The following is an 18,552-nucleotide window of genomic DNA, read 5'->3' on the forward strand; positions in this document are numbered from 1 at the left end:
AATGCATTTATGTGATTTATATGCATAATGAAGGCATGACCGTTAGTATCCCAAAGCAACTCGCTCTTGCCCTTGCACCCCAGTTCAAGTCGGCTGGATTGACCCAATCTGAAATAGCCAATGCGATTGGAGCAAGTCAGTCACAGGTTAGCCGGGTGTTGTCTGGCCATATCAAACGCCACACCAAGTTGCTTGAAAAATTATGCATTTATGCAAAAAAACAAATGCCACACACCGACAGACCGGATGTACGGACAAACATTGAGCTGATGTCGGCTTTAGCGGAGGTGTGGGACGGCACCGAAGACCATGCGCAGGCATTGGCACAGGTAATACGTAGCCTGGCGCAACTTCACCCTGTACCGACAAAGTTGCCGTAACAAGGAGGGTTACCCATGGTCATGGTTGTCGAACCACTGCCTGATGAGCTTGGGAAGGCTCATGCAGGTCGGATTGCCTACCTCAACGCGCTGCCCGGGTTGGGAAAACTTCTACACCGCACCTTGGGTCCTGCGAAGGAGCATCTGAAACGAGATGAATTCCGGCAACAGTTTCACTATCTCGCCACACGTTTAGCCATCGAACCAGAACGGTATCTAGCACAGCATTCCATGCTGCCCTTTCTTTATGCCTACTCGGGACGGAAGAACACAGGACAAACCTATATTCCCCTTATCCGCCAATGGCTCAAGCAAGCAGATAGCCCCATTCTGCAATACGCCCGCTCTTGCCCTCATTGCATTGAAGAACAGGAAGTGGACATAGGCCTAAGCTGGTGGGTACGGAAGCACCAGATTCCCGGCGTCGACGTTTGCCTACAACACAAGGTGCCACTCATCCAAGTACAGCGCCAAGATGTGTTCTTATATACTCCCGGCATTTACCTAGATAACTCACTTTGCTCTACGGAGTCGGCCCCTTCCTGGGATCATCCGACAGTATCCCGCTACCACGAATTTGCATCGTGGCTGCTTTCCCAACCGTCGCGGCTGCATCCAAAGGATCTCGAACGCTGTATCAAGGTTCGATGTGACGAGCTAGAAATTGCGATCGCCACCAAGAGTCACGTTCAACACTCCTCACTTAGCCTATACGTCAGATCGGCATTCCCCGTTGATTGGCTGACAAAGCACTATCCCGTACTTCTGGGTGACAATTATCAAGGTCGTGAAGTGGGAATCGATGCCGCCTTCCTGGGACAGGGAGCATCTGGACAAGTCATTGCAATGATTTTGGCTTCGTTATACGAAAGCCCCGTCCATTTCCTTGCAAAATTGGGAGAAGGGCTCGAACAGCTTCCAGGTAGACGGTGCAGGAATGTCCATTCGATGCCAAATACACCGATCCGATCACACGAAGCATTCGTCCAAGCCTATATACAAGCCCATGGCCAAGCAGACCAAATCGCCCCCCTGCTCAGCTGCCATATCGAGGTCGTTTATCGAAGGCTTCAACGATACGGCTTGCCGGCAATGGGTCGCGCTCAACCGCACCATAGGGCACAAATCCTACAACGGCTAAGAGACGCGACGCTGGCTGAGTTTCAGGTGTGGGGACGGGCCATGCAGGAGTACTGGAAGCGGAACGGCAAAGGACATGCCTCCAAGGACATCTCCGTTTTTTCCGCATTGCTTGGGATAAGCTAGATGCGCCCGCCCTTGAGCACAACAACCAATACGCCTGTGAAGTGGGGCGGTAGAAAGGCAACAAAGGCAGGCCTGCTAGGGCTTTTCTAACAGAGTTGCGGGCTCAACGCCCAACGCCATCGCAAACCGTTCAATGTTATAGATGGTGACGTTCTTCTCGCTTCTTTCGATCATCCCTACATATGTACGATGTACGCCTGCCGCCTCGGCCAGTTCTTCCTGAGACAGGCCAAGCTCAAGGCGCCGGCGCTTAACATTGGCTGCAAAAACAGCAACTAACGCACACTGATGAGGTTTGACGGACATTCTTAGAATGTCCGTTTTTGCATACCACGATTCTACATACTATGATTAGCATTTTGCTTGAAGCTCTGAGGGTGCTCCAACTTTTACAACCCGCTCTCAGATTGATGCCAAGGGAAATCGTGATGTGCAAATCAACCATCAAACACCAAGCGGCAAAATTTCTTCCTTTGCGGTTCAGGGCTACGCCCGTACTAGTCGGTGCCACCTTGGCGCTTTGTTCCATGGCAGCCAGCGCCGCCAATGTGATCTTAACGAACTCACCATTCAGCGGAATGCTGGCTACTGCGTCGATACAACCAGCAACGCATCGGGGCATCAATGTGGAAGGGGCTACTGTTGGTATCAATCGCACAGCCACTGCTGGCGATAACTTGTTGGAAATACATTACATCCCCACGACACAACAACCGAGCGTCATAATCACCCAGGATCTCAGCCTGTCGACCGGTGATGCCACATTGAACTTGAAGACGGGCGATAAAGTCACCCCAGGGGCACGTATCCGCGACGCATCGAGCAAGACTTATTTCCTGGTGAAGACCGATCCACAGACTAGTTCCTTCTTGAAGAAAGATCGCTATTTTGCGTTGTCCGAAGATGGCTCTGTGCTCAACCGGACCTTCAGCACCTTGTCTGATACCTATCTCACGCGAGAAGAGGTTACGGTCGCCAAGGGTAGCTTTACCTTGAGTCTGACCAAAAAAACCGATGCTACTCTTTGCGGCTTGTCGGTCGTATACCTTGGTCAATCCGAGGGGACTCTTAAATTCAAGCTAATTCGTTCCGATGCCAACGGTGCGGTCAATGCAGAGCTTGTTCGCTCCTTTGCCGCGGGAGTTAAAGCCGTGACCTTACCGGGAGCTCAACTAGGGATTAGCAAAGCCGACGCCAAGGCCATCAGAGCCAAAGTTGATGGACTACCACTGATCAACTGCAACGGTGAGCTGTGATGTTGATCATGGTGCTTCGTCGTATCGGACTGCTTCGCAGGGTACTACCGCTGACCGTCCTGGGCATCAGTTTGGCGAATTACGCGTGGGCCACCACACCTGATGATGCAGTAATGGCCGTGGCCCTCAGTCATCAGACCCAGGAAAGCATTCTCAATGGCCGATTATCCCAAGTAGTCTATGTTGGACAAACTGGAGACTGCAGCGCAGTATCAATTCGATCACCAGAGGGCCATGATCAACACTTTCGTGTTTGCAAAAGACAAATCATTCCGCGTGCTACCGTCGCCCCCTCATGGCCGGACAACCCAACAAATAAAGCGATATTGACTGCCGTAGTTAAAAATGCGGTTTTATATGGTCAAGCAAATCAAACTGATGAGGATGGCTACTTGATCCAAGCAAAAACCCTAGGAGCCATGGCTACAGCCTGCAAGCACATCGAAGTCATCATCAGCTTCGAAGCAGATCTGGTCGACTATGCACTCAAAAAGGTGTGCGACTAGAAAAAAGGCTGCTAAAGCCGAACTACCGTCGCCAAGCTCGCCAAGCTGACACATCGGCTGTTGGTCGGCCGGAGCTGCCGTCGGCGTGCCACTCTAGCAATGTCGACCATGTGGCTGATTGCAGACTGAGGCGGCATAAACACTTGGAATCCATAAGCGCCCGCATTTGACTCAGCATTATTGTACTCATATGATGTGTTTATCATATTTTGTACACATGTTATGAGTTCAACTAACGATGCTAGGGCGACCGACTTTGGCCATCGCCTCCAACAATTCCGAATCCAAGCGGGAATTGAGACGCAAAGAGAATTGGCCATTGCAATGGGTGTCCGGCAGCAGACAGTTAGCCGATGGGAGGCCGGCACATCTCGCCCCAGGGCGAAGGACATGCTTAGGCTCGCGCATGTGCTATCCGTAAGCCCCGAGGATCTAGAGAACGTGAGCGAGCGTGGGCTGGATCCGCAAACGACGACGGTCAGTTTCGACCAACCGTTTCCAATCGACTCCCTGAGCGCGGAAGGTTTCGAACGGTTTTGCGACTTCTTCATCTCCGCACTCAATCCGACCGCCGACGTACACCGGTTCGGCGGGACCGGCCACAAGCAGGATGGCCTGGATATCGAGGCCGTTATGCAAGATAGGACGATACGCACCTATCAATGCAAGAGGCATAATGAGTTCGGCGCAGCGAAGGTCGAAGCGGCTGTCAAAGCACACGTCCGTCACGCCGACAAGAAAGTTCTGCTACTCACGAGAATCGCCAGCCCGCAGGCGAGGGACGCGATTGCCGTCCATCCTGATTGGGAGCTGTGGGACAAAGAGGACGTCGCAAAACGGATTCGCCAGCTCCCGAAGTCGGAGCAAATTCGCTTGGTGGACATCTTTTTTCCCGGGCAGCGACTCGCGTTGCTCGGCGAAGTCGAGGCCGGCCCTTGGATGTCCGTCGAGGACTTTTTCTCCGCGTTCCTGCGCAAGGAGCGCGCCTTCAACCACCTGTGGCAACTGGTGGGACGGAGCGAGGAGCTCGCAAACCTATTCGACAGCATCCGCGACAAGGATCGACTCGTCACCCTGCTGACCGGCTCCGGTGGGTCCGGGAAATCCCGTTTACTGTACCAAGCCCTCGCCGATTACCAAGACGCGAAGCCTGGAACACTAGTCAAAGTCCTTTCCCCTACGGAGGAGCTTTCTACGAAGCATCTAGAGAGTCTCGGGAAAGCCGAAAAACTCTTGGTCATCGACGACGCTCACGACCGAGACGATCTCCCCATGCTTTTCGCCTACGTCGCTAATCCTAAGAATTCGGCGCGAGCGGTCCTTTCCCTCCGGACGTACGGCCTCGAGCGGATCAGGTTGCAGGCGGCCGCCGTCCTTCTCCAGCCTCCCTACACTTTCCAAATCGGCCTCGAACCGTTGTCCCAGAAGCAGTCGGTCGAACTCGCGGCCCAAGTTCTGAAGGAGTACGGCGGCCCAGAATCGGCGGCCGAAGCGGTGAGCCGCTACACCCTCGACTGCCCGTTGGCCACGGTCGTCGCGGCCCAGATCGTGGCGAAGGAGAAGTTGCATCCAGAACTCCTGAGCACAGAAGGCGCGTTCCGAACGACCCTTCTGGCCAGCTTCCAGCAGGTGATCGCGGGAGACCTAGCCCAAGGCAAGGACAGGGAGGCCATCCTCTCCATCCTGAGAGTCCTGGCATTGGTCCAACCGTTCAGCCCGGACGACGCCGGGCTCCTGAAACTGCTGGAGGATGCCGAAGGAATCTCCGTGGCGGACAGCAACCGCCTCGTCAAGACCCTGGTAACGGGCGGCGTAGCGTTCAAGCGGGGCCTGACGTACAGGCTCGCTCCGGACCTCCTCGCCGACTACATCATTGAGCAGAACTGTGTAACCGAGAACGGCGCGTCGTCCGGCTATGCAGAAAAGATATTCGCCACGTCACCGCAATCTCTCGTCGAGCATGTTCTGCTAAACCTCGGGAAGCTAGATTGGCGGCTGTCGAGTGGAAACACCGCCAGCAGCCGATTGCTCGATGAGCTGTGGCAGCAATTGCGGCCCACGGGGGAATACGGGGACAAGCATTTCAAGGCAATGACGTCCGTCGCGTACTATCAGCCCGCGAGGGCACTTCAGTTCGCCGAACAAAGCATCGCCGAAGGCAGGATTCCCAAGGGCCTGCCGGAACTCGTCAAGTACGCCGCCTACAATTTCGAGCACTTGCAACGAGCCTGCGGTTGCCTGTGGGAATTGGGAAAATCGGACGAAAGGCAGTTGCACCAACACCCCAGCCACGCCATCCGCATACTGAAGGAACTCTGCGCGGTGGAGCCCAATAAGCCGGTCGAGTACAACGCCGAGGTCGTCGGGTTCGGACTGTCGCTCTTGGATTACCCCGACTCGTGGAACGGTGCGTACACGCCATATGACTTCCTGAGCGGAATCCTCCAAACCGAAGGTCACACCACGTCTTCGAATGGCCGTGCGTTTTCGTTCAGCCCGTACTTCGTGAGGCAGGAAGCCGTTGCTTCGCTGCGAAAAGATGTGATTTCCACTGCAATCGCCCGACTCGATTCCGAGCGGTTGGACGTCGCGATCCTGTCCGCGAGGGCGCTTTCCGATGCGCTCAGGTATCCGATGGGTCAATTCGGGGCTGCCGTTCCGGAGACAGACCGCGAGCGTTGGACCGACGAATTCGTTGGCACTTTGGAATCAATTAAGGGCAAGGTGCTGTCGTCAATGCTGGATCCGTTTGTCTGGCTCGAACTGCTTTCCTCGATCTCTTGGCACGCGCAATTCGCCAGCGGCAGGACAAGCTACGTAGCAAACGAGATATTCGCCCTTACTCCGGACAGCCTCGAATTCCGGACGATACGCGCGTTCGTCGATGGCTATGGGCGCCTGGTCGAAGATTCGAATTTCGGAACCAGGCAAAAGGAATGGCAGGCAACCATCCGGCACACCGCAGCAGAGATAGCCGACACTTTCCAGAACCCAGAAGCGATTGTGCACTTCGTAGCGTTGACGCTGGCGAGGGTCGAGGAAACAAAACTGAATAGGAATGCTTCACCCCATGTCCTGCTCTACGAACTGCTCGCCGGCACAAACTCATTGGCGCAATACGTCGTGGAGTACGCGCTTGGAAAGCCGAAATCCGCCATTGCCCGATACGTCCCCATGGCCTTGCCGAGGATCTATTCGGAAGACGTCGCAAGTGGAAGGGCGTTTACGTCCAGAATCTTGGCTTCCGGGTCTCCGGAACTGAGAGCATCGCTGGCCCGCTGTCTCGGCCAAGTCCTGGGGAACTCATCCTTGGGCGAATACGAATTCGACACCCTGAAGGGATTTCTCTCTTCAGACGACGAACACGAAGTTGCGACTGCGGCGGGCGAATTACGCCATGTCGGGGCGCTGGACGCCGCGAAAGCGTTGGAGCTCATAGGAGCAACGAATTTCTGTGGTTCCGAGCATGTTGCCGACGAGGTCCTCTCCCTCTTTGAATCCCCTGGGCCGATTCCGCCCGACCTGCTTGATTCCCGCTTGGTAAGCGTCCTGCTGGACAAACTGTTTCCCATACCGGTTCTGGAAAAGTATTGGATCCAGAAATTTCTCGCGTCCATCTCGGTGAGGTACCCGGTGGAAACGCTGGATTTCTTCAAGAAGCGCGTCGCGCACGCGGCTTCGACGGAGGATTACGCGTTCCGCCCCTGCAACTTCGGCCCGTACGTGCACGAGCCTTTGCGGTTCGCCGAGTCGGCGGCATTCGAAGACTTATGCAAGGACGTCTGGTCTTGGATGAGAGGTGGCGAAGGTAGAGACCACAAGTTCCAATACTTCGCCTCGCATCTTTTCGGCGCTGTATTTTCCGCAACGGACGACAGGACGCTGTCTTTCATGCGGAATAAGTGCTCCGGCGACAGCCTCGATATCTCACTCATTGGGGAAATCCTCCGCGAGGCCGACCACGCATTCTCTTTGGACAATCCGACCTTCGTCGTCGGCTATCTCACGGCGGCCAAGTCGCACGGCAGTAAGTGTCTTGAATCCGCCACCAGCGCACTGTATTCCGCGGCTGTGAGAGGAGGAAAACAGGGGACGCCGGGCGAACCGTTTCCCCGTGACGTGGAGGCATTGGAAAAGGCGAAGTCCATTCTCGATTCGCTCCCTCGTTTCTCCCCCGCTTATAGGCTCTACGACCTCATCAAGCAGGACGCGGAGAAGAACATCTCCGAATCGCTAAAGGAGCGGGAGTTGTTCGAGGAGTAATAACCGGTATCTGATGAGGCCATGCTTGTGTGCGCTGTGGCGGGTTTCGGTCACATAGCAGACCCATCACACCGAGCATCTTACGAGCAGTAATGGCCGACCACCTGTCAGTACATCCGCCTGGTCGGCGGTAGTTCGGCCTAAGCGGGCAGTCGCGCAATCGGATCAAAGGGTCCGCTCAGAAGCAAAAACCGGACAGCCCCCCTTGTTGTTGGGCGAATGTCCGGTTTTATCTTTCGGCAAAGGCCGGAATCGACCCAAACCGGAATTAGGTAGCAGACTGAAATCTAGCGTGCTCTACGCGCCACATATGTTCTGCTTTGTAGCCGCTGATGTCATGCTGCGGACTCCTAATTACTGTTTGGCCATTTTCGAGCGCAGCGTGCCCGCCAGGCGCAAGCCGGTCGTGAAGTTCTTGCCCATCAAGGTCAGTTGGACCAGGCCAACGGTTAGCTCAATGCATTGAACGACGTAAAATGACCAGTCAAATTGCGCGTTTGCCGCTTTCCAGTACAGGAAGAATGCCGAGGGAATCATGATCAGCAAGCCATTGCCTGCGATGTAGGGCATGCGTTTCTTTTTTTCGTCCAACAGCCGCCCTTTGCGTCCTTTGCCCAGCAGGGTGCCCGAAGCTCCGGTCATGGCCATTGCCACAACAAGCAGGGGAATACCGATGTAGGCAATGGCATGTTTAACGGCCAGAACGGCAGCGGGCATTAGGAAAATTTCGGCAATGAGGGTGCTGCTCCAGAAAGTGGCGATGCACAACATGGCCAGGCTGCCTGCGATGCCGTGGAGGATGGCTTTGTTCATGATGACTCCCATTTGATTACCAATTACAATATGATTGTATATTTCCATATTGACATAATGATGTCAAATTGTCAGAAATGAATCATCCAGAGGTCGGAATGAAAACGTCGCAAATTGAACACACCCCCGCAGGAGCCGCCTTGTCGAATGTGATTCTTGACCTGTTCCGCGTGAGCAGCAGCCTGCTCACCCAAGGTGACCGACTGGTGGCACCACTGGGGCTGACAAGTGCACGCTGGCAGGTGCTGGGGACCATCATCAAGGCTGAACGTCCACAACCAGTGGCATGGCTGGCACGTGACATGGGGGCAAACAGGCAGAATGTGCAAAGAATCGTCAATGATCTGGCGAAGGAAGAATGGGTTGAGTTTGCAGAAAACCCGCACCATCGACGTGCTGTGCTGGTTGTTCTGACGGCAAAGGGGCGTGCCGTATTTGACGGGGCAATGGCACTGGAGTCTCCGTGGATGAACACCCTGGCGGAAGGGCTGGAGATTGAGGACATCGCCAGGGTACAGCACGTTCTCAAGCTGCTTACGGCCCGTCTGGAAAGTAGCGAAACCTAAGGTCCGTTAGGCATGGTTAACATGCTGGGGATGGCTTGTCCGGAATTCGGTGTAAACCAGTCGTTCCCCACTCATCTGCCGAAAGGCAGCTTTGGCCGACGAACGGCCCCTTCGGTCATTCCCTTGCGAATCATCAAACCCAACAATCTCAAACGAAAAGAGGCCCTTCCGGGCCTCTTTGTTTGGTACTACTGGCAACAAGCTAATCATGTCATCGTCGTGACAGACTTCATTACCTCGTTACAGACTTTATTCTTTCCGATCATCATCAATTTTATTTATATAGATTATTCAACTGTCACAGATTTTGCCAGATTTCTTGGCTTATCCACATCCGTGCCGCGCGACAGCGCCACGTGGTAGGCCAGCATCTGCACCGGGATGGTGTGGACAATGGGGCTGAGCACGCCCACATGGCGCGGGGTGCGGATGACGTGCACGCCGTCGGATTCGCTGAAGTGGCTGTCGGCGTCGGCGAATACGAACAGCTCGCCGCCGCGGGCGCGGACTTCCTGCATGTTCGACTTCACTTTTTCCAGCAGCGCGTCATTGGGGGCGATCACCACCACCGGCATGTTCTCGTCCACCAGCGCCAGCGGGCCGTGCTTCAGTTCGCCAGCCGGATAGGCTTCGGCGTGGATGTAGGAGATTTCCTTCAGCTTCAGCGCGCCTTCCAGGGCGATGGGGTAATGCAGGCCGCGGCCGAGGAATAGCGCGTCGTCCTTGGCGGCGAAGCGTTCGGACCAGGCCTTGATCTGCGGTTCCAGGTTCAACGCATGCTGCACGCTGCCCGGCAGGTGGCGCAGCTCGTCCAGGTATTGCGCTTCCATCTCGGCCGACACGCGGCCGCGGGTTTTGCCCAGCGTCACGGCCAGGGCGAACAGGCCCACCAGCTGGGTGGTGAAGGCCTTGGTGGAGGCGACGCCGATTTCGGCGCCGGCGCGGGTGTAGAACACCAGGTCGCTGGCGCGCGGGATGGCCGATTCGCGCACATTGCAGATGGACAGCGCGTACTGGTGGCCCAGCTCCTTGGCGTACTTCAGCGCCTCCATGGTGTCCAGCGTTTCGCCGGACTGGGAGATGGTGACGATCAGGTGCTTGGGATGGGCGAAGGCGTCGCGGTAGCGGTATTCGCTGGCGATTTCCACATCGCAGGTGATGCCGGCGATGCTTTCGATCCAGTACTTGGCGGTCATGCCGGCGTAGTAGCTGGTGCCGCAAGCCAGGATCTTCACGCCTTCCAGCTGCGGCAGGATGCCGGCAGCGGCGTCGCCGAACAGCTCGGGGTTGAAGCCGTAGTCCTGCACCGCTTCGATGGTGTCGGACAGCGCCTTCGGCTGCTCGTGGATTTCCTTCTGCATGAAGTGGCTGTACGGGCCCAGCTCCAGGGATGCCAGTGAGACGTCGGACAGATGCACCGGGCGCTCGATGGGCTGATCATTCTTGTCGATCAGCTTGACGCCGTCGCGGGTGAGGTGGCCGATGTCGCCCTCTTCCAGGAAGATCACGCGGCGGGTGGCGGACAGGATGGCGGAAACGTCGGAGGCGATGAAGTTTTCGCCCTCGCCCAGGCCTACCAGCAGCGGGCAACCCATGCGCGCGCACACCAGTTCGTCCGGGCGGTCCAGCGCGATCACGCCGATGGCGTAGGCGCCGGTCAGTTCGCGGGTGGCTTGCTTCACGGCGTCGAACAGGCTGCTGCCGGACTGATAATAATGATGCACCAAGTGGGCGATCACTTCGGTGTCGGTTTGCGATTCGAAGGCGTAGCCCAGGCCTTTCAGGCGCTGGCGCTGCTGTTCGTGGTTCTCGATGATGCCATTGTGCACCACGGCGATCTTGCCGAAGGAGATATGCGGGTGGGCATTGTATTCGGTGACGCCGCCATGGGTGGCCCAGCGGGTGTGGCCGATGCCCAATTGGCCCTGCAGGCCGTCCTCGGCGGCGGCGCTTTCCATTTCCGCGACGCGGCCGACGCGGCGCACGCGGCGGATTTCATCGCCGGCCAGCACGGCCACGCCGGCCGAGTCATAGCCGCGGTATTCCAGGCGCTTCAGGCCTTCTACCAGAATGGGAACGATATTACGCTGGGCGATGGCGCCAACAATGCCACACATTTACTTTCTCCTTGGACTGTCTTGAACGGTGGGCGCGCAAATCAGCGTCACGCCCTTCGCTTGAATGAGGTCTCTGGCCGCCTGCGGCAAACCGTCGTCGGTCACCAGCGTATGCACGCTGGCCCAGGGCAGTTCCAGATTGGGGATGCGCCGGCCTATCTTTTCCGACTCCACCATCACGATCACTTCGCGCGCCACTTCCGCCATCACGCGCGACAGGCCCACCAGCTCGTTGAAGGTAGTGGTGCCGCGCTCCAGGTCGATGCCGTCGGCGCCGATGAACAATTGGTCGAAGTCGTAGGAGCGCAGCACCTGCTCCGCCACCTGGCCCTGGAACGATTCCGAATGCGGGTCCCAGGTACCGCCGGTCATCAGCAGAATCGGCTCGTTTTCCAGCTCGCGCAGAGCGCCGGCGACGTTCAGCGAGTTGGTCATCACCACCAGACCGCGCTTGTTGCCCAACAGCGGAATCATCGCGCTGGTGGTGGTGCCGCTGTCTATGATCACGCGGTTGTGGTCGCGCAGCCGCTCGGCGGCGGCGCGGGCGATCGCTTGCTTTCGCTTCGAAACCTGTTCGACATCCGGCTCCGCCACCATCTCGCTGGGTAGCGACACCGCTCCGCCGTAACGGCGCAGCAGCAAACCGCCGGTCTCCAGCAATGCCAGGTCTTTGCGAATGGTGACTTCAGAAGTGGAGAAACGTTGGGTCAGCTCTTCCACGCTGACTTCGCCCCGCTCCTGCACCAGGGCGGCAATGGCATGGCGGCGCTGCTGAGTGTTTCGTTTAGTCATCACAAGTTTCGATTCGAAAGTTTTGCAATGATAGCAGCGCCAAATCAGCGACGCAAGGCTGTGGCTTACCGCAAATATACCGATAGGCTAACGTATTGCATCCATTCAACTTATTCAACATTGGAAGCCATCCATGGAAGCCACGGCTCGTCTTTATCAACAACTGATCGAGCATGAAGCGGCTCTGCTGACGGCGGATACGCGGCGCGATGTGGCGGCTTTGGATCGCCTGATCGCCGACGATTTTCTGGAGTTCGGCGCATCGGGCGCCGCTTTCGGCAAAGACGAGGTGCTGAAAAGGCTTCCTACCGAAGACAGCCCAGTGATTCAGGCCCAGGATTTCCAGGCCCGGCAGCTGGGAGAGGACGTGGCGCAGATTACCTTCCAATCCGTCCGCGACCCCGCCCCCAGCGCGCCACGCTATACGCTGCGCAGCTCCATCTGGCGTTGCCGCGACGGCCGCTGGCAGATGGTGTTTCATCAGGGCACCGTCACCGAGCCATTTGCGATGGCGTGAAGCGGTAGAGCGGTTTGAGCATGCCCTGCGCCAAAAGCTTCGCGGCTGAAGCCGCTCCTACAGATTGAGGTGTAGGAACGGCTTCAGCCGCGAATTCAAAGCAGCGCTATTCAGTGCTATCAGCTTTTCTTCTCTGGCCGCTTCCAACCCGGAATGGTCACCTGGCGCGCGCGCGCCACGGTCAGTTCGCCGGCCGGGGTGTTCTTGCTGATCACGGAACCGGCACCTATGGTCGAGTCCTTCTCCAGCACCACCGGCGCCACCATCAGCGTGCCGGAGCCGACGAAGACGTTGTCGCCGATGATGGTCTTGAACTTGTTGACGCCGTCGTAGTTGCAGGTGACCGAGCCGGCGCCGACATTGACCTTGCGGCCGATCTCGGCGTCGCCGATATAAGTCAGGTGATTGACCTTGGAGCCTTCGCCGATCTTGCTCTTCTTCACTTCGACAAAGTTGCCGATGTGAACATGGGCGGCCAGGTCGGCCCCCGGACGCAGGCGGGCGTACGGGCCGATCTTGCACGCCTCGCCGACCACCGCGTCTTCCAGGTGCGAGAACGGGGCGATCTTGCTGCCTGCGGCGATGCGCACATTCTTCAGCACGCAGTGGGCGCCGATTTCAACGTTGTCGCCCAGCTCCACCGCGCCTTCGAATACACAGCCGACGTCGATGCTGACGTCCATGCCATGTTTGAGTTCGCCGCGGATATCGATGCGCGCCGGATCGGCCAGCGTCACGCCGGCCTCCAGCAGCGTGCGCGCCTGGTTGGTTTGCAGAATGCGTTCCAGTTCGGCCAGTTGCAGCTTGTTGTTGACGCCGGACGCCTCCCAGCTGGCGTCCACGCTGGCGCTTTCCACCGCCACGCCGGCCTTCACCGCCAGCTCCAGCACATCGGTCAGATAGTATTCGCCCTGGGCGTTGCCGTTTTTCAGCGCGTTCAGCCAGCCGGCCAGTTGCGCGTTCGGCAGCACCATCATGCCGGTATTGATCTCGCGAATGGCCAGTTGTTCCGGCGTGCAATCCTTGTGTTCGACGATGGCCTTCAGCTTGCCGTCGGCGCCGCGCAGCATGCGGCCATAGCCGGTGGCGTCGGCCAGCACGTCGGTCAGCACCGCCATGCCTTGGCCTGCGGCATCCACCAGCTTTTGCAGCGTCGATGCCTTGGTCAAGGGCACATCGCCGTACAGCACCAGGGTCTTGCCGTCTGCCGGCAAGTGCGGCAGCGCCATTTTCAGCGCATGGCCGGTGCCCAGTTGCTCGGCCTGCTCAGCCCAGACCAGGTCGGCATCGCCAATGCGGGCGCGCACTTGGTCGCCGCCGTGGCCGTACACCACCACCAGGCGGGAAGGATTCAAGCCGCGCGCGGTGCGGATCACGCGCGCCAGCATCGGTTCTCCGCCTATCGGGTGCAGCACCTTGGGCATGGAGGAGTACATGCGCTTGCCCTTGCCCGCGGCAAGGATGACGATACTCAAACTATCCATATCAAAAATCCTAAAACCATATCAGGCCACGAAATCCACGAAAAAACACGAAAACCAACGCTTGCCGCAGCCGATTCGCCCGAGCCGCGCCCCGCGCCCCGCGCCCCGCGCTGGCCAGCGTAAGCGGCAATGCGCCGAAGCACTGCCATTTCGTGTTTTTTTGTGGGTTTCGTGGCTAAAAAGCCGTTTTGCAGATCGGCGAAAAATGAAAAAGGCTGCCACTTGCGTGGCAGCCTAGCACTATACACGATTACATATCACGCAATCAGTGAGCGCGCTTCTTGAGGTAATCCAGCGTCTTGAGCTCGGCAATGGCCACCGCCAGGGCGGCGTGGGCCTTGGCCGTGCTCATGTCGTCGGTCGCGTGCTTGAGGGCATCCTCGGCAGCGCGTTTCGCCTCATTGGCGCGGGCCTCATCGAGATCCTCGCCGCGAATCGCCGTATCGGCAAGCACGGTGATCAGGGTCGGCTGCACTTCCATCATGCCGCCGGACACCGCCACCAGTACTTCTTCCTTGCTGCCCGGCACCTTCAAACGAAGCACGCCGGGCTTGATACGGGTCAGGAGCGGCACGTGTTGCGGGTAGACGCCGATCTCGCCTTCCGTTGCCGGCGCGACGACAAATTCCGCCTCGCCGGAGAAGATGAGTTGCTCGGTGCTAACCACTTCCACACGCATCTTGGACATCCGCCCTCTCCTTAGTTAAGGGTCTTGGCTTTCTCGGCAGCTTCTTCGATCGAACCCACCATGTAGAACGCTTGTTCCGGCAGGTGGTCGTATTCGCCAGCGAGAATGGCCTTGAAGCCCTTGATGGTTTCGCGCAGCGGAACGTATTTGCCCGGGGAACCGGTAAACACTTCTGCCACGTGGAACGGCTGGGACAGGAAGCGCTGGATCTTACGGGCGCGAGCCACGACCAGTTTGTCTTCCTCGGACAGTTCGTCCATACCCAGAATCGCGATGATGTCGCGCAGTTCCTTGTAGCGCTGCAGAGTGGACTGCACGCCGCGGGCAACGGAGTAGTGCTCGTCGCCAACCACCAGCGGATCCAGCTGGCGCGAAGTGGAGTCGAGCGGGTCCACCGCCGGGTAGATACCCAGCGAGGCGATATCGCGCGACAGTACCACGGTAGCGTCCAAGTGGGCGAAGGTGGTCGCCGGGGACGGGTCGGTCAAGTCATCCGCAGGGACGTATACGGCCTGGATGGAGGTAATGGAACCATCCTTGGTCGAGGTAATACGTTCTTGCAGACGGCCCATTTCCTCGGCCAGCGTCGGCTGGTAACCTACCGCGGACGGCATACGGCCCAGCAGAGCGGACACTTCGGTACCGGCCAGGGTGTAGCGGTAGATATTGTCCACGAACAAGAGAACGTCGCGGCCCTTGCCGTTTTCGTCCTTCTCGTCGCGGAAGTGCTCGGCCATGGTCAGGCCGGTCAGGGCCACGCGCAGACGGTTGCCCGGCGGCTCGTTCATCTGACCGTAAACCATCGCCACCTTGTCCAGCACGTTGGAGTCCTTCATCTCGTGATAGAAGTCGTTGCCTTCACGAGTGCGCTCACCCACGCCGGCGAACACGGACAAACCGGAGTGCGCCTTGGCGATGTTGTTGATCAGTTCCATCATGTTCACGGTCTTGCCCACACCGGCGCCGCCGAACAGACCCACTTTGCCGCCCTTGGCGAACGGGCACAGCAGGTCGATCACCTTGATGCCGGTTTCCAGCAGGTCGGTGGCGGCAGACAGCTCGTCAAACTTCGGAGCCGACTGGTGAATGGCACGACGCTTGTCGGTGGCAACCGGACCGGCTTCATCCACCGGGTTGCCCAACACGTCCATGATGCGGCCGAGGGTGGCGGTGCCCACCGGCACCGAGATCGGTGCGCCGGTGCTGGCAACCAGCATGCCACGCTTCAGACCGTCGGAGCTACCCATAGCAATGGTACGGACCACGCCGTCGCCCAGCTGTTGCTGAACTTCGAGCGTCAGGTCGGCGTCTACCAGCTTCAGGGCATCATAAACCTTCGGCATGGCGTCGCGCGGAAATTCCACGTCGATCACCGCGCCAATGATTTGTACGATTTTGCCTTGGCTCATTATCGCTTCCTAAAAATAAACTTTTACAGTTCCGTTGACGGTTACACCGCCGCGGCACCTGCCACGATTTCCGACAGCTCGGTCGTAATCGCCGCCTGACGCGCCTTGTTGTATACCAGGCGCAGCTGCTTGATGGTGTTGCCCGCGTTGTCGGTGGCGGCTTTCATCGCCACCATCCGCGCGGCCTGCTCGGAAGCCATGTTCTCGGCCAGAGCCTGATACACCACCGACTCCAGGTAACGACGCACCAGGAATTCCATCAGCGTCGGCGCATCCGGCTCGTACAGGTAATCCCACGAGTGCGAATGCTCCACCACCATATGGTGCGGCGTCAGCGGCAGCAGCTGTTCAAGTGCCGGCTCCTGCTTCATGGTGTTCACGAAGCTGGAGTAAACGATGTAGACCGCGTCCAGTTCGCCTTCGGCGTACTGCCTGAACAGAACTGTAAGCGGGCCAATCAGTTTTTCCATCTTCGGCACGTCGCCGAGATGGATCGCGCTGGCCACCACCTTGAGACGAGCGCGCTGGGCAGCCGCCAGGCCTTTTTGGCCCAGGCAGCAGACGTCGACTTCGACGCCCTGATCCTGCAGTTCCTTGACCTTGGCGAAGAAGCGCTTGAACGTGTTCACGTTCAAGCCGCCGCACAGGCCCTTGTCGGAGGAAACCAGGATGATGCCGGCGCGCTTGATCGTCTCGCGACGGGCAAGCAGCGGGTGACCAAGTTCCGCGTTCGCCTGAGCGAGGTGCGCCATAACCGTGCGCACCTTCTCGGCGTAAGGACGGGCAGCGCGCATACGCTCTTGCGTCTTGCGCATCTTCGAGGTCGACACCATCTGCATAGCGCGGGTGATCTTCTGCGTGTTTTGCACGCTGCGGATCTTGGTGAGAATCTCTTTACCGACTGCCATATCCTGAACCTTTCTCTAGCTACGACGTGAGGCTAAGGCTCAGTTGAAGCTGTAGCCAGCCTTGAACGATTCCATCGCCTTGGCCAGTACCTTCTCGTTGTCGGCAGACAGATCACCGGAAGCGTTCACAGCCTGCAGCACTTCGGCGTGGTTGGCACGCACGTAGGCCAGGAATTCGGCTTCGAAAGCCAGAGCCTTCTTCACCGGAACGTCTTCGTAGCTGCCCTTGTTCACGGCCCACAGGGTCAGCGCCATTTCCGCGGTGGACAGGGTGGCGAACTGCTTCTGCTTCATCAGTTCGGTCACGACTTCACCGTGGGACAGCTGCTTGCGGGTGGCTTCGTCCAGGTCGGAAGCGAACTGCGCGAACGCAGCCAGCTCGCGGTACTGAGCCAGCGCCAGACGGATACCGCCGCCGAGCTTCTTGATGACCTTGGTCTGAGCGGCGCCGCCCACGCGCGATACCGAGATACCGGCGTTGATGGCCGGACGGATACCTGCGTTGAACAAGTCGGTTTCCAGGAAGATCTGGCCGTCGGTAATCGAAATCACGTTGGTCGGCACGAACGCGGAAACGTCGCCGGCCTGGGTTTCGATGATAGGCAGAGCGGTCAGCGAACCGGTCTTGCCCTTTACGGTGCCGCCAGTCAGCTTTTCCACTTCCTCTTCGTTGATGCGCGCAGCGCGCTCCAACAGACGGGAGTGCAGATAGAATACGTCGCCCGGGTAAGCTTCGCGGCCCGGCGGACGGCGCAGCAGCAGCGAGATCTGACGGTAAGCGACGGCTTGCTTGGACAGGTCGTCGTATACGATCAGCGCGTCTTCGCCGATGTCGCGGAAGTATTCGCCCATGGTGCAACCAGCGTACGGGGCGATGAATTGCAGCGCGGCGGCTTCGGAAGCGGTGGCGGCCACGATGATGGTGTGACCCATCGCGCCGTGCTCTTCCAGCTTGCGTACCACGTTGGCGATCGAGGAAGCCTTCTGACCTACGGCTACGTAGATGCAGATGACGCCATTGCCCTTCTGGTTGATGATGGCGTCCAGCGCCACGGCGGTCTTGCCGGTCTGACGGTCGCCAATGATCAGCTCACGCTGGCCGCGGCCAACCGGAACCATGGAGTCGATGGACTTCAGGCCGGTTTGCATCGGTTGCGATACCGACTTACGGGCGATTACGCCCGGGGCGATCTTTTCGATCGGGGAGGACAGCTTGGCGTTGATCGGACCCTTGCCGTCGATCGGCTGACCCAGCGCGTTCACCACGCGGCCAACCAGCTCCGGGCCAACCGGCACTTCCAGAATGCGACCGGTGCACTTGACTTCGTCGCCTTCGGAGATGTGCTCGTACTCGCCCAGCACCACGGCGCCGACAGAGTCGCGCTCCAGGTTCATGGCGAGGCCAAAGGTGTTGCCCGGGAATTCGAGCATTTCGCCCTGCATCACATCGGCCAGGCCGTGGATGCGGACGATACCGTCGGTCACGGAGATAACCGTGCCCTTGGTGCGAACTTCAGCGCCTTCAGCCAGATTCTGGATCTTGGCCTTGATCAGATCGCTGATTTCAGAGGGGTTCAACTGCATGAT

General features: G+C 58.3%; 16 protein-coding genes. 7 read left to right on the top strand and 9 right to left on the bottom strand.

All coding sequences use genetic code 11. The annotated features are described in order from the left end of the window. Positions 1-20: 20 nt before the first annotated feature. Positions 21-380, top strand: coding sequence for a helix-turn-helix domain-containing protein (locus QUG01_RS03935; protein ID WP_500828988.1), 360 nt, complete (start codon positions 21-23; stop codon positions 378-380). A gap of 15 nt (positions 381-395) precedes the next feature. Continuing rightward, positions 396-1,646, top strand: a complete 1,251-nt coding sequence (locus tag QUG01_RS03940; protein WP_500828989.1) for a TniQ family protein — start codon at positions 396-398, stop codon at positions 1,644-1,646. Positions 1,647-1,721: 75 nt separating this feature from the next. On the opposite strand, the gene QUG01_RS03945 is transcribed toward QUG01_RS03940, so the two are convergent. Further along, positions 1,722-1,952 (bottom strand): helix-turn-helix domain-containing protein, encoded by a 231-nt coding sequence (locus QUG01_RS03945; RefSeq protein ID WP_043620330.1) that lies wholly within the window; start codon positions 1,950-1,952, stop codon positions 1,722-1,724. Positions 1,953-2,074: 122 nt separating this feature from the next. Here QUG01_RS03945 and QUG01_RS03950 point away from each other — a divergent pair, with 122 nt between their 5' ends. From QUG01_RS03950 to QUG01_RS03960, 3 genes are all read left to right on the top strand, one after another. Continuing rightward, positions 2,075-2,902 carry a hypothetical protein gene (locus tag QUG01_RS03950; protein WP_500828990.1) on the top strand — a complete coding sequence of 276 codons (828 nt, stop codon included), beginning with the start codon at positions 2,075-2,077 and terminating at the stop codon, positions 2,900-2,902. Continuing rightward, positions 2,902-3,408 (top strand): hypothetical protein, encoded by a 507-nt coding sequence (locus tag QUG01_RS03955; RefSeq protein WP_500828991.1) that lies wholly within the window; start codon positions 2,902-2,904, stop codon positions 3,406-3,408. Before QUG01_RS03950 ends, QUG01_RS03955 begins: the two co-directional genes overlap by 1 nt. Positions 3,409-3,630: 222 nt before the next feature. Continuing rightward, a complete protein-coding gene (locus QUG01_RS03960; protein WP_500828992.1) occupies positions 3,631-7,671 on the top strand; it encodes a helix-turn-helix domain-containing protein in 4,041 nt (1,346 codons plus the stop codon). Positions 7,672-8,025: 354 nt separating this feature from the next. Here the strand turns inward: QUG01_RS03960 and QUG01_RS03965 are convergent, their stop codons facing one another. Continuing rightward, complete coding sequence (locus tag QUG01_RS03965; RefSeq protein ID WP_500828993.1) at positions 8,026-8,484, bottom strand: hypothetical protein; 459 nt, start codon at positions 8,482-8,484, stop codon at positions 8,026-8,028. Positions 8,485-8,582: 98 nt separating this feature from the next. On the opposite strand from QUG01_RS03965, the gene QUG01_RS03970 reads away from it, so the two are divergent. Beyond that, positions 8,583-9,050: a MarR family winged helix-turn-helix transcriptional regulator gene (locus tag QUG01_RS03970; protein ID WP_500828994.1), complete on the top strand. Its 468-nt coding sequence runs from the start codon at positions 8,583-8,585 to the stop codon at positions 9,048-9,050. Between the two features lie 287 nt (positions 9,051-9,337). On the opposite strand, the gene glmS is transcribed toward QUG01_RS03970, so the two are convergent. Together glmS and QUG01_RS03980 are read right to left on the bottom strand one after the other, a co-directional pair. Next, positions 9,338-11,167, bottom strand: coding sequence for a glutamine--fructose-6-phosphate transaminase (isomerizing) (glmS, locus tag QUG01_RS03975; protein ID WP_500828995.1), 1,830 nt, complete (start codon positions 11,165-11,167; stop codon positions 9,338-9,340). Further along, positions 11,168-11,959 carry a DeoR/GlpR family DNA-binding transcription regulator gene (locus tag QUG01_RS03980; protein WP_500828996.1) on the bottom strand — a complete coding sequence of 264 codons (792 nt, stop codon included), beginning with the start codon at positions 11,957-11,959 and terminating at the stop codon, positions 11,168-11,170. It lies immediately after the preceding gene. A gap of 133 nt (positions 11,960-12,092) precedes the next feature. On the opposite strand from QUG01_RS03980, the gene QUG01_RS03985 reads away from it, so the two are divergent. Then, on the top strand, positions 12,093-12,476 hold the full coding sequence (locus QUG01_RS03985) for a nuclear transport factor 2 family protein (protein ID WP_500828997.1): 384 nt from the start codon (positions 12,093-12,095) through the stop codon (positions 12,474-12,476). Between the two features lie 119 nt (positions 12,477-12,595). Here QUG01_RS03985 and glmU read toward each other — a convergent pair whose 3' ends face one another. The 5 genes from glmU to atpA all read right to left on the bottom strand — a co-directional run bounded on the left by glmU (position 12,596) and on the right by atpA (position 18,549). Next, positions 12,596-13,960: a bifunctional UDP-N-acetylglucosamine diphosphorylase/glucosamine-1-phosphate N-acetyltransferase GlmU gene (glmU, locus tag QUG01_RS03990; RefSeq protein ID WP_500828998.1), complete on the bottom strand. Its 1,365-nt coding sequence runs from the start codon at positions 13,958-13,960 to the stop codon at positions 12,596-12,598. Positions 13,961-14,225: 265 nt separating this feature from the next. After that, entirely contained in the window at positions 14,226-14,648 is a 423-nt protein-coding gene (locus tag QUG01_RS03995) for a F0F1 ATP synthase subunit epsilon (RefSeq protein WP_043620348.1), read from the bottom strand. A gap of 11 nt (positions 14,649-14,659) precedes the next feature. Beyond that, positions 14,660-16,057 carry a F0F1 ATP synthase subunit beta gene (gene atpD, locus QUG01_RS04000; protein WP_103321286.1) on the bottom strand — a complete coding sequence of 466 codons (1,398 nt, stop codon included), beginning with the start codon at positions 16,055-16,057 and terminating at the stop codon, positions 14,660-14,662. 41 nt (positions 16,058-16,098) lie between these two features. Beyond that, the gene (gene atpG, locus QUG01_RS04005; protein WP_500828999.1) at positions 16,099-16,965 is read right to left on the bottom strand and encodes a F0F1 ATP synthase subunit gamma; all 867 of its coding nucleotides are present in this window, start codon (positions 16,963-16,965) and stop codon (positions 16,099-16,101) included. Positions 16,966-17,004: 39 nt separating this feature from the next. Further along, a complete protein-coding gene (atpA, locus tag QUG01_RS04010) occupies positions 17,005-18,549 on the bottom strand; it encodes a F0F1 ATP synthase subunit alpha (protein ID WP_500829000.1) in 1,545 nt (514 codons plus the stop codon). Between the last annotated feature and the right edge of the window lie 3 nt (positions 18,550-18,552).

The organism is Chromobacterium sp. CCUG 76385, assembly GCF_059916625.1.